Consider the following 14,840-nt stretch of genomic DNA (forward strand, 5'->3'; position numbering starts at 1 on the left):
GCCCCGGCGAGTGCCCTGCGCAATGCACGTTACCCAGTGCTCCGCATGACTGCGAAACCTTGCTGGACCTAGCTTGACCTGGGATTTTGCTTGGATTTCCAAGTAAATCCGGGGAAGCGGGAACAACCACTGGTCACAGCCTTGCAGGGGGCCGGAACAACGGCACGTTATCCCGGGTAACCCCGGCAGGGAAGGGGTGAGTGTGTGAAACTGACGACGTGCGTGAAAACGGAAAAATCAAGGTATTCCTCCTGGACGACCACGAAGTGGTCCGTCGGGGCGTCTACGAGCTCCTGTCGGTGGAAGACGACATCGAGATCGTCGGCGAGGCCGGTACCGCGGCCGACGCACTGGTCCGGATCCCCGCCACCCGCCCCGATGTGGCGGTCCTCGACGTGCGGCTGCCCGACGGCAGCGGCGTGGAGGTGTGCCGCGAGGTCCGCTCCCGGAACGAGGACATCAAGTGCCTGATGCTGACGTCCTTCGCGGACGACGAGGCGCTGTTCGACGCGATCATGGCCGGGGCCTCGGGCTACGTGCTCAAGGCGATCCGCGGCAATGAACTTCTCGGCGCCGTACGCGACGTCGCGGCCGGCCGGTCCCTGCTCGACCCCGTCGCCACCGCCCGGGTGCTGGAGCGGCTGCGCGACGGCAAGAACGGCAAGGGCGACGACCGCCTGGCCCACCTCACCGAGCAGGAGCGCAAGATCCTCGACCTGATCGGCGAGGGCCTGACGAACCGCGTCATCGGCGAGCGGCTGCACCTCGCCGAGAAGACCATCAAGAACTACGTCTCCAGCCTGCTGGCCAAGCTGGGCATGGAGCGCCGCTCCCAGGCCGCCGCGTACGTGGCCCGCCTCCAGGCCGAGAAGCGCGGCTGACGCCCCTTCCCGGGTTCCTTTCCCCGGCTGGGGGCTCTGATCAGCCGATATAACTGTGCGCATACGAAAAGGGGCCCGGCGGAATTACTTCCTCCGGGCCCCTTTTCGGACATCCACGCTATTGCGTCCCGGTGCCGCCGGCGGCGCCACCGGGAACACCCTCGCCTCCGCCGGGGCCGCCCGTGATCGGGGGCACGACGGGCGTCTTCGTCGGCGGCGGCGTGACCGAACCCGAGGGCTTCGGCGAGCCGGACTTCGAGGCGGACGGGGAGCCCGACGGGCTCGTCGACGGGGTCGAGCTCGGCGAGTTCTTGCTGCGGCTCGGGGCCGGCGTGTAGCTCTCCTCGTACGACCGCGAGGTCTCCGGCGTCCGGTGCGACTGCGAGGTCTCCGGCGTGGTCGGAGTGCTCTGCTGGCTGCTCTGGCTGCTCTTCGTCGGGGCCGGGGTGGTCGCGCCACCACCGCCGCCGCCGTTCTGGTTGTTGTCGCCGTAGTTGCTGACGGCGTACGCCACACCGCCCGCGATCGCGATGACCGCGAGGACGGCGAACAGCCACATCTTCCAGCGGCCGTTGCCGCCCCGGTCGTCGTAGCCGTCGTAATCGCCGTGACCGCCGTGGCCCCCGTGACCGCCCGGGCCGCCGCCGGACCCGCCCCCGCCGGAGAAGGCCGAGCCGTCGTCCGGGTTCAGCGGGGGCACCATCGGCCGCTGGAACTGCGAGGTCGTGGCGTGCGAGGGGTACTGCTGCTGACCGCCCGTCCCGCCCGTCGGCATCGCCGCCGTCGGGGAGGCACCGCGGCCGTGCGGCAGCGCCATGGTGACCGGGCCGGTGTTCCAGGTACCGGTGTTGGGCCCCTGCTCCTGGAGCATCTGGAGCGCGTACTGGACCAGCCCGCGCATCTCCTCGGCGCTCTGGAACCGGTCGTCCGGGTCCTTGGCCAGTGAACGCATCACCATGCCGTCGAGTTCCGCCGGGATGCTGCCGCCCTCCGGCAGCTGCGAGGGCGGCACCGGGATGTCCTGGACGTGCTGGTAGACCACGGACAGCGGGGTCTCGCCCGTGAAGGGCGGCCGCAGCGCGAGGAGTTCGTACAGCAGGCAGCCGGTCGCGTAGAGGTCGCTGCGGTGGTCCACGGCCTTGCCGAGGGCCTGTTCGGGCGACAGGTACTGCGGGGTGCCCATGACCATGCCGGTCTGAGTCATCGTCGACTGCGCGCCGTGCAGGGCGCGGGCGATGCCGAAGTCCATCACCTTCACCGCGCCGGTGTTGGTGATGATGACGTTGGCCGGCTTGATGTCGCGGTGCACGATGCCGTGCTGGTGCGAGTACGCGAGGGCTTCCAGCACGCCCGACACGATGATGAGCGCCTGTTCGGGACCCGGGGCCTCCGCGCTGAGCAGCAGCTCGCGGATGGTCCGGCCCTCGACCAGCTCCATGACGATGTACGGGACGACGTTCGGGCCGACCCGGTCCTCGCCCGAGTCGTACACGGCGACGACCGCGTGGTGGTTGAGCCCGGCGACCGACTGTGCCTCACGGGTGAAGCGGGCCTTGGAGACCGGGTCCTCGGCGAGGTCGGCGCGCAGCAGCTTCACGGCCACGGTGCGGCCCAGCCTGACGTCCTCGGCCGCGAAGACCTCGGCCATACCGCCGCGGCCCAGCCGGTGCGTCAGCCGGTAACGGCCGTCTCCCACCAGGCCGCCCGCGCCCCAGTGCTCAGGACCGTCGCCCATCCCGGCGCCGTTTCCGTCGGGTTCGGGTGCCATCAGTCCTCGCCGTCGTCTCTCTCGTCCGCACTAGCGGTGGGCCCTCCGCAAGGGCCTTTCCAGGGTTCTGCGGTGAACGCTACAGCCTCGCAACCGCTCACCGTTCGGACAATGGCGCCCGGTGGCCTTGTGGTCACGGAACGGGTACCCGGCTTGACGTGTGCTTGCCCTCCGGCAGACTGGGCGCGACATGCGCTCAGCCAGAGGCGTAGGGACACATCCCGAGGGGAAGCAACAGTCATGAGCCAGGACGGCACTCAGGGCCGGTACGCAGGCGGCTCCCTGGCCGGTGGCCGTTACCAACTAAGGGATTTGCTCGGCGAGGGCGGCATGGCGTCCGTCTATCTCGCGTACGACTCCGCGCTCGACCGACAGGTCGCGATCAAGACGCTGCACAGTGAACTCGGGCGGGAGGCGTCCTTCCGCGAGCGCTTCCGCCGTGAGGCGCAGGCTGTTGCCAAACTGTCGCACACGAACATCGTCTCGGTGTTCGATACGGGCGAAGGCGAACTGGACGGCGCGCTGATGCCGTACATCGTCATGGAGTACGTCGAGGGCAAGCCGCTCGGCTCCGTTCTCCAGGCGGACATCACCCAGTACGGGGCGATGCCGGCGGACAAGGCGCTGAAGGTGACGGCCGATGTGCTGGCCGCCCTGGAGACCAGCCACGAGATGGGCCTGGTCCACCGCGACATCAAGCCCGGCAACGTCATGATGACCAAGCGCGGCGTGGTCAAGGTGATGGACTTCGGTATCGCCCGTGCGATGCAGTCCGGTGTCACCTCGATGACGCAGACCGGCATGGTCGTCGGCACCCCGCAGTACCTGTCGCCCGAGCAGGCGCTGGGGCGCGGCGTGGACGCCCGCTCCGACCTCTACTCGGTCGGCATCATGCTCTTCCAGCTGCTGACCGGACGGCTGCCGTTCGAGGCGGACTCGCCGCTGGCCATCGCGTACGCGCACGTACAGGAGGAGCCGGTCACGCCGTCCTCCATCAACCGGTCGGTGAGCCCGGCGATGGACGCGCTGGTGGCGCGGGCCCTGAAGAAGAACCCGAACGAGCGCTTCCCGACGGCCGCGGCCATGCGGGACGAGGTCGCGCGGGTGATGTCGGCCGGCCAGACCGGTGCTCCGCTGATCGTCCAGGGCGGCGGCCCGGTGAGCAGCGGTGCGGGCGTGGGCTCGGCCGTGTTCCCGCCGGTGGACTCCGGGTTCCAGGCGCCGCCGCCGCAGTCGCTCCACCAGCCGTACCAGGCGCCGCACACCCCGGCTCCGTCGCCGTACGCGCCGCCGCAGCAACAGCAGCAGCACGCGCAGGGCGGCTACGCGTACCCGCAGCAGCAGCAGCACACGCCGCCGCCGGTGCCGCAGCAGCACCAGACGCACCAGCAGCCCCAGCAGCACCACCAGCAGCCGTACCAGGCGCCGCAGACCCCGCCGCCGTACACGATCTCGCCGACGCCGGCCCCGGCCTCGTCCGGGGTCTCCGGCGCGGGCGGTGGCGGCGGGCGGAACACGCCGGTGATCGTGGGCGCGATCGCGGTGGCCCTGCTGGCCGTCGGCGGTCTGATCTGGGCGATCAACGGCGGAGGCGACAAGGGCGGGAACCAGGGCGGTGGGGGGACCTCGCCCTCGGCGTCCGCGTCGGTGTCGGCCAAGGCCGGCCACAAGGGGCCGGACCGCACGCGCACGATAGAGGACACGAAGTGCAAGAACCCGTCGAAGCACTTCAGTGACGCCACGAAGTACAACGCCCCGGACTTCCGCTACAAGGACATCCTGTCGGTCAAGGCCTGCATCCAGGCCGCCGGCTGGAAGTACAAGGTCGTGGAGCAGGACGAGGGCGTCTACGGCGAGGACATCGTGATCCAGCAGAACCCGGAGGCGGGCTCGAAGGTCGACAAGGAAGGGACCGAGTTCACGCTGACGGTCTCGACCGGCGACCCCCAGTAGGAGCCGTTCGCGGTACTTCTGAGACTCCGGCATCCCGGGCCGCCCTGATGGGCCGCCCGGGATGCCGCTTTTGCCCCACCATGTGAACCTGAGCGCGTAGTGCATGGAAGCGCGCACCTCGGCCTCCCCTGACTCCGTCCGGGGGGACCTCCAGGAACGGGAGGGGCACCCGGTGACTCGACGCCCGCGTGCGCCGCACTGGCTGGCCGGGGCCGTGCTGGCCGCCGCGGTGCTCGCGCCCGCTTGCGCCCTCGCGCCCGCGACCGCTTGGGCCCTCGCGCCCGCGACCGCTTGGACCCTCGCGCCCGCCGCCCCGGGGCGGATCGCCCTGACGCCTCTCACGGCCCGCGCCGTGGCGGCGCCCGCCCCGGCGTCCGGCGACGCCGAGCCTGCCGATGCCGCGCCCGCCGATGCCGCGCCGGGGGATGACGTACCCGGGGACGACGTACCGAAGGAGGCCTACGAGGAACTGGCCGGCAGTGTCGCCGGGGTCGGGCGGGAGCGGCCCGGGCGGCCGGCGGCCGAGCCCGCCAACCCGGAGACTGTGCTGGCCTCCCGGCCGCTGCGGCTGCGGCCGCGCCAGGAGCCCCCCGACCCGGCGCGCCCCGCCGACCCGGCGCGCCCCGTCGCCCCGAGCCGGCCGGCCGTCCCGAGCCCGCCGGGCGCCCCGAGTTCGCTGACCTTCCCGAGTTCGCAGGCCGCGCCGAGTTCGCAGGCCGTGCCGCACCCGGTCGCCGCCCTCGGCACCGAGCCGAACGACCGGGCCGCCGATCTGGCCGCCCACATACTGCCCCTCGGCACCGGATTCGCCCTGATGGGGCTGGGTCTCGGCTTCATGGGAATGCGGCTGCGGCGCGGGCCGTAGGGGGTGCCGGAGGGACCCCTGAGGCGGACGCGACCTCGGGCATCCCCCTCCGGATGTACGCCCAGAGATGGTTGCGGGGGCCTGCATACTCGGTATACATACTGAGTATGTCGATCCGTCACGGCCTTCTCGCCCTGCTGGAACGGGGTCCTCGGTACGGCTCCCAGCTGCGCACCGAGTTCGAATCCCGCACCGGCTCCACCTGGCCGCTCAACGTCGGGCAGGTGTACACCACCCTGGCCCGCCTGGAGCGCGACGGACTCGTCGCCCCCGGCGGCGAGGACGACGCCGGGCACACCCTCTACGCCATCACCGACACCGGACGCGCCGAACTGCGCCAGTGGTACGAGCGCCCCGTCGACCGCACCAACCCGCCCCGTGACGAGCTGTCCATCAAGCTCGCCATGGCCGTGGGCGCCCCCGGCGTGGACATCCGCGCCGTCATCCAGTCCCAGCGGCACGCCACGATCAAGGCGATGCAGGACTACACCCGCCTCAAGGCGCAGGCCCTCGCCGCCATCGAGAGCGGCCGGTCCCGCGAACGCGACGACCTGGCCTGGCTGCTGGTGCTGGAACAGCTCATCTTCCAGACCGAGGCCGAGGCGCGCTGGCTCGACCACTGCGAGTCCCGGCTCGTCCGGCTCTCCCGGCCGGCCGACGGGAGAGCCGAGCCCGAGCCGCCCCCGGCCACCGGCGCCGGCGCCCGCCCCGCCGCCGGCGCCCGCCCCGGCGCCGTAACGACTGCCGCTGCGACCGCCTCGACCACGTCCGAAGCCACTTCCGCCACCGACCGGCCCCGCACCGCCCGCACACGGCGGGGCTGAACCACCGTCCCAGGGGGGACCCTTCATGCCCGACCAGCCCGTATTGCAGTTGGACAAGCTCGTCCGCACCCATGGAAGCGGAGCGACCGAGGTGCATGCCCTGCGCGGCATCGACCTCACCGTCCACCCCGGCGAACTCGTCGCCGTCATGGGCCCCTCCGGGTCCGGCAAATCCACGCTGCTCACCCTCGCCGGCGGCCTCGACACCCCCAGCAGCGGCCGGGTGATCGTCGAGGGCACCGACATCACCACCGCGAGCCGCAAGCAGCTGGCCGCGCTGCGCCGCCGAAGCATCGGCTACGTCTTCCAGGACTACAACCTGATCCCGGCCCTCACCGCCGCCGAGAACGTGGCCCTGCCCCGTGAACTCGACGGGATATCCGCCCGCAAGGCCCGTGTCTCCGCGCTGGAAGCCCTGGAGGAGATGGGCCTCGGCCACCTCGCCGACCGCTTCCCCGACGAGATGTCCGGCGGCCAGCAGCAGCGCGTGGCCATCGCCCGAGCCCTGGTCGGCGACCGGCGCCTGGTGCTCGCCGACGAACCCACCGGCGCCCTCGACTCCGAGACCGGTGAATCCGTCCTCGCCCTGCTGCGCTCCCGCTGCGACGCGGGCGCCGCGGGCATCCTCGTCACGCACGAACCGCGGTTCGCCGCATGGGCCGACCGGGTCGTCTTCCTGCGCGACGGCAGCGTCGTCGACGAGACCCTGCGCAGCCACGCCGACTCGCTGCTCACCGGGCGGGCGGCCGGCCAGTGACCTCTTCGCTCCAAGGCTGGTACCACTCCTGGGTCGCCGCGATCCGGATCGCCCGCCGCGACGCCTGGCGCGCCAAGGGCCGCAGCGCCCTCGTCCTCGCGATGATCGCCCTGCCGATCGTCGGAGTGAGCGCCGCCGACCTCACCTTGCGCAGCGCCGAACTCTCCACCGAACAGAAGATGGAGCGGGTACTCGGCGCCTCCGACGCCAAGCTGACGGCCTCCGGCATGGGGGCGGCGATCTACCAGCGCCCCGACGGCAACGGGTACGCGCCCGCCGGCGGGTACGACAAGTACCAGCCCCCCAAGGAAACGGATCCGAAGCAGCTGAGCTCCGCGCTCCCGGCGGGCGCCCAGGCCCTGAAGGACAGCGTCGGCCACGCCAAGGTCCGCACCTCGCACGGGCTGCTCGAAACCGAGCTGCGCGAACTGGACACGCACAGCCCGCAGGTCAAGGGGATGTTGACGCTCGACCGCGGCCGGCTGCCGGAGGCGGCCGGCGAGGCCATCGCCACCAACGCCTTCCTGGAGAAAGCCGGGTACTTCGTCGGGTCCACCGTGACTCCGCGCGGCGGGACGACCTCGTACAAGATCGTCGGGGCGTACGAACTGCCCGACGGCCTCGGGCAGGCCCAGATCACCGCACCGCCCGGGACTCTGCTGGAACCGCTGGAGAAGGCCCTGACGGCCGCCGGGAACTCCGGCGTGCGGGCCGAGGACAGCTACCTCGTCAAGGTCGGCGGCGATGGTTTCACGTGGAACATGGTCAAGGAGGCGAACACCAAGGGGGTCGTCGTCGTCTCCCACGCCGTGATGCTCGACCCGCCCGCCAACTCCGACGTGCCGCTGTACCGGGACCTGGCGGAGAACCCGTCGGGCAACACGGCGGCCATGCGGGCCACCGAACTGGCCATCCTGGCCACCGTGGTGGGCCTGGCCATGCTGGAGATCTGCCTGCTGGCCGGACCCGCCTTCGCGGTGGGGGCCCGGCGCTCGCGCCGCCAGCTCGGCCTGGTCGGCGCCAACGGCGGCGACCGGCGGCACATCCGGGCCATCGTGCTGTCGGGCGGCCTGGTCATCGGCGCCGCGTCCGCCGTCATCGGCACCGCCGTCGGCGTGGCCCTGACCCTCGGGCTCCAGCCGGTGCTGGAGGAACGCATCGGCAACCGCTTCGGCCACTTCGACGTCCGCCCGCTGGAACTCCTCGGGATCGGTCTGCTCGCCGTGCTGACCGGGCTGCTGGCCGCCGTCGCCCCGGCCGTCACCGCCTCGCGGCAGACGGTGCTGGCCTCGCTCACCGGCCGCCGCGGGATCCGCCGGGCCAACCGGGTGCTGCCCGTCATCGGCCTGGTCGCCGTCGGCGCGGGCGCCGCCATCGCCCTCTTCGGCAGCGTCTCCGACATGGGCTCCGTGGTCGTCGCGGGCGGCAGTGCCATAGCCGAGCTGGGCATCGTCGCCCTCACCCCGGTGCTGGTCGGCCTGTTCGGACGGATAGGGCGGTGGCTGCCGCTGTCGCCGCGGCTCGCGCTGCGCGACGCCGTGCGCAACCGGGGCCGTACGGCCCCGGCCGTGGCGGCCGTACTGGCCGCAGTCGCCGGCACGGTCGCGGTGGCCACGTTCCAGCACAGCGACGAACTCCAGGACAAGCGCGACTACACCGCCTCGCTGCCCCTCGGCAGCGGGCTGGCCCAAGTCACCGAGAACTCCGCCCACAAGGACGTGCCCGCCGTCCGCGAGGCACTGGCACACCATCTTCCGCTGGCGCTGCGGGCGGACGTGGACCGGCTCGTCGTCGGCAAGCCGGGCTGTGACTCCTGGTCCGACGAACCGGGCTGCGGCCGGGCCGAGGTCATCACTCCGAAGGATCAGCGCTGCCCGCTCTACGAGGACGGCTCCGACTCCTTCTCGGTGGAGCGGCGCAAAGCGCTGCGCGCCGACTGGCGGTGCCAGGAGGGCAGGCACGGCACGGAGTTCGATGCGGTCGTCGCGGACGAGAAGCTGCTGACCGTGCTCGCCGTCACCGATCCGGGTGCGGCGTCCGCGCTGAAGGCGGGCAAGGCCGTCTCCTTCGACAAGCGGATCGTGAAGGACGACAAGGTCACCATCCGGCTGATCACCGACCCGAAGGCCGCCATGAGCGTGCCGTCCGGGCAGGAGCCGCCCGGCGAGGAGAAGGTCTTCGCCGCCTACCAGGCGCCCGCCGGCGCCGACGGCTACGGCCTGCGGCTGGTACTGCCGGCCAGGGCCGCCGCGTCGGCCGGACTCACCACCGCTCCGTTCGGCTCGTACTTCACCCTCGACGGGACGGCCACCTCCGAGCAGCGGCAGAAGCTGGACGGGGCGCTCGACACGATGGGCCTGGAAACCGTGGTCACCATCGAGGCGGGCTACCAGGGCGGAGGCGGCGTGGCCCTGCTGGCCCTGACCGTCTTCGCGGGCCTGGTCACCATCGGCGCGGCCGGCATCGCCACCGGACTGGCGCAGGCGGACGCCGAGGCCGACCTGAAGACACTGGCGGCGGTCGGGGCGCCGCCGAGGGTGCGGCGGACGCTGAGCGGCTTCCAGTGCGGGGTGGTGGCCCTGATGGGCGTCGTCCTCGGCACGGCGGCCGGGATCCTGCCGGCGGTCGGGCTGCGGCTCACCGAGCGGCGGGAGATGCAGGCGCTCTACGACGAGGGCGTGGCGCAGGGGAACCTGGCGGAGTCGGCCATCGCGCCGTACGTGCCGATCGCGGTGCCGTGGGAGACGCTGGGCGGACTGCTCATCGTGGTCCCGCTGGGCGCGGCGCTGCTGGCCGCGCTGGTCACGAAGTCCAGCGGCGCCCTGGCCCGCCGCGCCGCCGGGTAACGCGGGGTATCCGCCGGGTATCCGCGGAGTCATCCTCACGCCCCCGTACAGGGTGGATCACGCCTGTACGGGGGCACACCGTGGGAGACCGAAGGTGTGCGAGAGAATGGCGGCATGGAGATGCCGAGGAGTGAACGGTCGCAGGACAGTCCCCCGCACGTCCTGATCGTGGGACAGGACGGGATGGCGGTCGGCGGCGCCGATGACGAGTCGCGCGAGGTCCCGGTGACGGAGATGGTCGAACAGCCCGCCAAGGTCATGCGGATCGGCAGCATGATCAAGCAACTCCTGGAAGAGGTACGTGCCGCTCCTCTCGACGAGGCGAGCCGGGTCCGGCTCAAGGACATCCACCACGCGTCGGTGAAGGAGCTGGAGGACGGCCTGGCACCGGAGTTGGTCGAGGAACTGGAACGCCTTTCGCTCCCCTTCACGGAGGAGGCCATTCCGTCCGAGGCGGAACTGCGCATCGCGCAGGCCCAGTTGGTCGGATGGCTGGAGGGGCTCTTCCACGGCATCCAAACCGCCCTGTTCGCACAGCAGATGGCAGCGCGGGCCCAGCTGGAACAGATGCGCCGCGCCCTCCCGGCCGGCGCTCCCCACGACGACGACGAAGGCCCCCACGGCGCCATCCGCTCGGGCCCCTACCTGTAACCCCGCAGCGCCGGAACCCCCAACCCCCCGGGCCCGGCTCGCCCCTGGCGATCCGGGCCCCCACCCCGTTCCCCCACGCCCCACCGGCACGTACGCCAGGACGACTTCCCGCCGGCAACCGAGCAGGCCCCCGGCGGCACCCGGCCAAAGCCCCGGCCCCACCCGGACGAGATCCCGCCTCAGCCGAGCGGAACACCGGCGGTAGCCAGGCGGAACACCGGCCATCGCCGGGCAAGGCCCCGGCGGCAGCCGGGCAACGTCCCGACCCCAGCCGGACGAGATCCCGGCCGCAGCCGAGCGAAACACCGGCGGCAGCCAGACGGAACCCCGGCCATAGCCGGGCAAGGTCCCGGCGGCAGCCGGCCAAAGTCCCGGCCGTAGCCGGGCAACGTCCCGGGCCGCAGCCGGACGGAACCCCGACGGTAGCCGGACGGAACCCCAGCCGTAGCCGGGCAAGTCCCGGCAGCAGCCGGCCCAAAGCCCCGGCCGCAGCCGGGCGGAACACCGGCCGTAGTCGGGCCAGGTCCCGGCCGCAGCCGGGCGGAACCCCGGCCGTAGCCAGGCCAGGCCCCGGCCGCAGCCGGGCGGAACCCCGGCCGTAGCCAGGCCAGGCCCCGGCCGCAGCCGGGCGGAACCCCGGCCGTAGCCGGGCAAGGTCCCGGCGGTAGCCGGGTGAGGTCATGGTGGAACCCCGGCCAGGGGAGCGGTTCCCCGGCGGAAGCATGGCCGCCTCATACTCGGGGGTATGACCTACGACGCGATCGTCCTCGCCGGCGGCGCCGCGCAGCGACTCGGCGGGGCCGACAAACCCGCCCTCCGCGTCGGCGGCCGCTCCCTCCTCGACCGCGTCCTGGACGCCTGCGCCGACGCCCGCACCACCGTCGTCGTCGGCGGCCGCCGCCCCACGCCCCGCCCGGTCCACTGGACCCGTGAACACCCCCCGGGCGGCGGCCCCCTCGCCGCCCTCGACGCCGGGTTGCGCGAAACCACCGCCGAACTGGTCCTCGTACTCTCCGCCGACCTGCCGTTCCTGGACCGGGACACCGTCCACGCCCTGCTGGCCGCCGACGGCCCGGACGGGGCCGTGCTCCGCGACCCGGGCGGCCGGGACCAACCCCTCGTCGCCGCCTACCGCGCCGAGCCGCTGCGCCGCGAGATCGCCCTCCTCGCCACCGAACACGGCACCCTGTACGGCCTTCCGCTGCGCGCGCTCACCGCCGAGCTCGATCTGGCCGCGGTCACCGCGAAGGCCCCGCTCGCCTCGTTCGACTGCGACACCTGGGAGGATCTCGCGGCCGCCCGCGCCCGCATCAGGGAGCATGGGAACGTGCTGGACGAATGGATGACCGCAGTCAAGAACGAGCTGGGCATCGACCTCGACGTCGACATCAAGACCCTCCTCGACCTCGCCCGTGACGCCGCCCACGGCGTCGCCCGGCCCGCCGCCCCGCTGACCACCTTCCTGGTGGGCTACGCGGCCGCGCAGGCCGCCGGCACCGGCACGGACCCCGCCCGGGCCGTCGCCGAGGCCTCCCGGAAGGCCGCCGGCCTCGCCCTCCGCTGGGCCGCCGAAGCCGAAGCCGACCCCACCCCCACCGACGCCGCTCCCACCGAGGCCACCCCCACCGACACCCGTCACACCGACGCCGCCCCCACCGACGCCCGCCGCACCGACGCCGCCCCCACCGACGCTCAAGAGAACGGCTCCGGATGACCCCCACCGACGCCGACCACGCGCAGGCCTCCTCCCCGGCGGGCACCCCGGCACCGCCGCCGAAGGCCACCGCCGAGCAGGCCCTCGACGAGGCCCTCGCCCTGGTCAGCCGCGATCCCCGGGCCGCCACCGGCCACGCCGACGCCACCGGCGCCACGGGCGGCGCGGGCGGCACCGGCGCCACCGCCGACGCCACCGCCACCACCACCACCGCCGGAGGCAACTGGCCCCGCGCCCGGGAGATCGCCGCCCGCGCCGGCTCCGGCGTCCGCGGCCGCACCCACCGGGTGCCCCTCGCCGACGCCCTCGGCGAGGTACTGGCCGCGCCCCTCGAAGCCCTCACCGACCTGCCGTCCTTCGACACCTCCGCCATGGACGGCTGGGCCGTCGCCGGCCCCGGCCCCTGGAGCACCCGCCCCGGCGCCGGGGTGCTGGCCGGCTCCGACCGCCCAGAGCCGCTCGCCGACGGCGAGGCCGTACGGATCGCCACCGGCGCCCGGATCCCCGCCGACACCACCGCCGTGATCCGCCGCGAGCACTGCCGCGAGACCGGCTCCCAGCTGTTCGCCGACCGGCCCGTCAGCCCCGGCCAGGACATCCGCCCGCGCGGCCAGGAGTGCCGCTCCGGCGACCTGCTGCTGCCCGCCGGCTCCCTCGTCACCCCGGCCGTGCTCGGCCTCGCCGCCGCCGCCGGCTACGACGAGCTGACCACCCGGCACCGCCCCCGCGTGGAGATCCTGGTGCTCGGCGACGAGCTGCTCACCGAGGGCCTCCCGCACGACGGCCTGATCCGCGACGCCCTCGGCCCGATGCTCGCCCCCTGGCTCACCCGGCTCGGCGCCGACGTCATCGGCACCCGGCGCCTCGGCGACGACCCCGCCGGAGCGGAGGCCCTGCTCAAGGCCGTCACCGGCTCGGACGCCGACCTGGTCATCACCACCGGCGGCACCGCCTCCGGCCCCCGCGACCACGTCCACCCGGTGCTGCTCAGGGCCGGCGCCGAACTCCTCGTCGACGGGGTCGCCGTACGTCCCGGGCACCCGATGCTGCTGGCCCGGCTCGGCGGCGGCGCCGGGGGCCCCGGCCAGGACCCGGTCCGCCATCTGGTGGGCCTGCCCGGCAACCCGCTGGCCGCCGTCTCCGGGCTGCTGACCCTCGCCGAGCCGTTGCTGCGCGCCCTCGCGGGACGCCGCCAGCGGCCCCGGTACGCGGCGCCGGTCCAGGACGACGTATCCGGCCACCCGTACGACACCCGGCTCGTCCCCGTCCTGCTGAGCGACGAGCTCGCGGTCCCGCTGCGCTTCCACGGCCCGGCGATGCTGCGCGGCGTGGCGGCCGCCGACGCGCTGGCCGTCGTACCGCCGCACGGCGCGCGGGCCGGGCAGGAGCTGGAGATCCTCGACCTGCCGTGGGCGGCGGGGGGATGTTTCACGTGAAACTCGACGGCTCGGACGCGATGGCGCGGGGCGCTGACGAGAAGCTCGTCGCGCAGCGCCTCAAACTGCCCAGGCGCGTGGTGAAGAAGCCGCTGCGTCAGGTCGCCCGGCGTCTGATGATGGCCCTGTTCGTGATGTTCTTGACGGTCCTGATCGTGTGGTTGGACCGCGCGGGCTACCACGACAACGCCGACGGGCAAGTGGACTTCCTCGACTGCGTCTACTACGCGACCGTGACCCTCTCGACCACGGGCTACGGCGACATCGTCCCGTACAGCGACAGCGCGCGGCTGATCAACATCCTGCTGATCACGCCGCTGCGCGTGTTGTTCCTGATCATCCTGGTCGGCACCACCCTGGAAGTGCTCACGGAGCGGACCCGTGACGAGTGGCGGCTGAGCCGCTGGAGGAAGAACTTGCGTGACCACACGGTCGTCATCGGCTTCGGCACCAAAGGCCGGTCGGCCCTGCAGACCCTGCTGGCCACCGGCCTCCGCAGGGAGCAGGTGGTCATCGTGGACCCGAGCACCAAGGTGATCGACATGGCGAACTCCGAGGGACTCACCGGGGTGGTGGGCGATGCCACCCGCTCCGATGTCCTGCTCGGCGCCGAGCTCCAGAAGGCCCGTCAGATCATCATCGCCACACAGCGGGACGACACGGCGGTCCTCGTGACACTGACGGCGCGGCAGCTCAACCGGGGCGCGAAGATCGTCGCGGCGGTCCGCGAGGAGGAGAACGCGCCCCTGCTGAAGCAGTCCGGCGCGGACGCGGTGATCACGAGCGCGAGCGCGGCGGGCCGGCTGCTGGGCCTGTCGGTACTCAGCCCCAGCGCGGGCACCGTGATGGAGGACCTGATCCAGTCGGGCAGCGGCCTCGACCTGATCGAACGGCCCGTCAGGAAGGACGAGGTCGGCACGTCGGTACGGGACACCAGCGACCTGGTGGTGAGCGTGCTGCGCGGCCACCGGCTGCTCCCGTACGACGATCCGCACGCGAGCCCGCTCGAACTGACGGACCGCCTGATCACCATCGTCCGGGCGGCCCCGCCGACGACCCCGCCGACGGCCCCACGTCGGACGCCGGGCTCGGCCTCGTAGGGAGTGTCGGGCGGATTGTGGTCCGGCGGCGCCCTGTTCGCGTAG

At 73.0% G+C, this 14,840-nt stretch carries 11 protein-coding genes; 10 read left to right on the forward strand and 1 reads right to left on the reverse strand.

Going from position 1 to position 14,840, the window contains the following annotated elements; all coding sequences use genetic code 11:
• The first annotated feature begins 218 nt into the window (after window positions 1–218).
• Window positions 219–881, forward strand: a complete 663-nt coding sequence (locus tag MTF65_RS14895; RefSeq protein ID WP_243629175.1) for a response regulator transcription factor — start codon at window positions 219–221, stop codon at window positions 879–881.
• Between the two features lie 118 nt (window positions 882–999).
• On the opposite strand, the gene MTF65_RS14900 is transcribed toward MTF65_RS14895, so the two are convergent.
• Window positions 1,000–2,649 carry a protein kinase domain-containing protein gene (locus tag MTF65_RS14900; protein ID WP_243629176.1) on the reverse strand — a complete coding sequence of 550 codons (1,650 nt, stop codon included), beginning with the start codon at window positions 2,647–2,649 and terminating at the stop codon, window positions 1,000–1,002.
• Window positions 2,650–2,889: 240 nt separating this feature from the next.
• On the opposite strand from MTF65_RS14900, the gene MTF65_RS14905 reads away from it, so the two are divergent.
• From MTF65_RS14905 to MTF65_RS14945, 9 genes are all read left to right on the forward strand, one after another.
• On the forward strand, window positions 2,890–4,602 hold the full coding sequence (locus tag MTF65_RS14905) for a protein kinase domain-containing protein (RefSeq protein ID WP_243629177.1): 1,713 nt from the start codon (window positions 2,890–2,892) through the stop codon (window positions 4,600–4,602).
• 172 nt (window positions 4,603–4,774) lie between these two features.
• Window positions 4,775–5,467 carry a hypothetical protein gene (locus tag MTF65_RS14910; protein WP_243629178.1) on the forward strand — a complete coding sequence of 231 codons (693 nt, stop codon included), beginning with the start codon at window positions 4,775–4,777 and terminating at the stop codon, window positions 5,465–5,467.
• Between the two features lie 107 nt (window positions 5,468–5,574).
• A complete protein-coding gene (locus MTF65_RS14915) occupies window positions 5,575–6,291 on the forward strand; it encodes a PadR family transcriptional regulator (protein WP_243629179.1) in 717 nt (238 codons plus the stop codon).
• Between the two features lie 25 nt (window positions 6,292–6,316).
• Complete coding sequence (locus MTF65_RS14920) at window positions 6,317–7,048, forward strand: ABC transporter ATP-binding protein (RefSeq protein ID WP_243629180.1); 732 nt, start codon at window positions 6,317–6,319, stop codon at window positions 7,046–7,048.
• Window positions 7,049–7,149: 101 nt separating this feature from the next.
• On the forward strand, window positions 7,150–9,894 hold the full coding sequence (locus tag MTF65_RS14925; protein ID WP_243629408.1) for an FtsX-like permease family protein: 2,745 nt from the start codon (window positions 7,150–7,152) through the stop codon (window positions 9,892–9,894).
• A gap of 114 nt (window positions 9,895–10,008) precedes the next feature.
• Window positions 10,009–10,545 (forward strand): bacterial proteasome activator family protein, encoded by a 537-nt coding sequence (locus MTF65_RS14930; protein WP_243629181.1) that lies wholly within the window; start codon window positions 10,009–10,011, stop codon window positions 10,543–10,545.
• A 745-nt stretch (window positions 10,546–11,290) separates the two neighbouring features.
• Entirely contained in the window at window positions 11,291–12,259 is a 969-nt protein-coding gene (locus tag MTF65_RS14935) for an NTP transferase domain-containing protein (protein WP_243629182.1), read from the forward strand.
• On the forward strand, window positions 12,256–13,695 hold the full coding sequence (locus tag MTF65_RS14940) for a molybdopterin molybdotransferase MoeA (RefSeq protein ID WP_243629183.1): 1,440 nt from the start codon (window positions 12,256–12,258) through the stop codon (window positions 13,693–13,695). The genes MTF65_RS14935 and MTF65_RS14940 overlap by 4 nt, the downstream gene beginning before the upstream one ends.
• The gene (locus tag MTF65_RS14945; protein WP_243629184.1) at window positions 13,683–14,795 is read left to right on the forward strand and encodes a TrkA family potassium uptake protein; all 1,113 of its coding nucleotides are present in this window, start codon (window positions 13,683–13,685) and stop codon (window positions 14,793–14,795) included. The genes MTF65_RS14940 and MTF65_RS14945 overlap by 13 nt, the downstream gene beginning before the upstream one ends.
• Window positions 14,796–14,840: the final 45 nt, after the last annotated feature.

This window comes from Streptomyces sp. APSN-46.1 (assembly GCF_022815725.1).
In the GTDB taxonomy this organism is placed as follows: Bacteria; Actinomycetota; Actinomycetes; order Streptomycetales; family Streptomycetaceae; genus Streptomyces.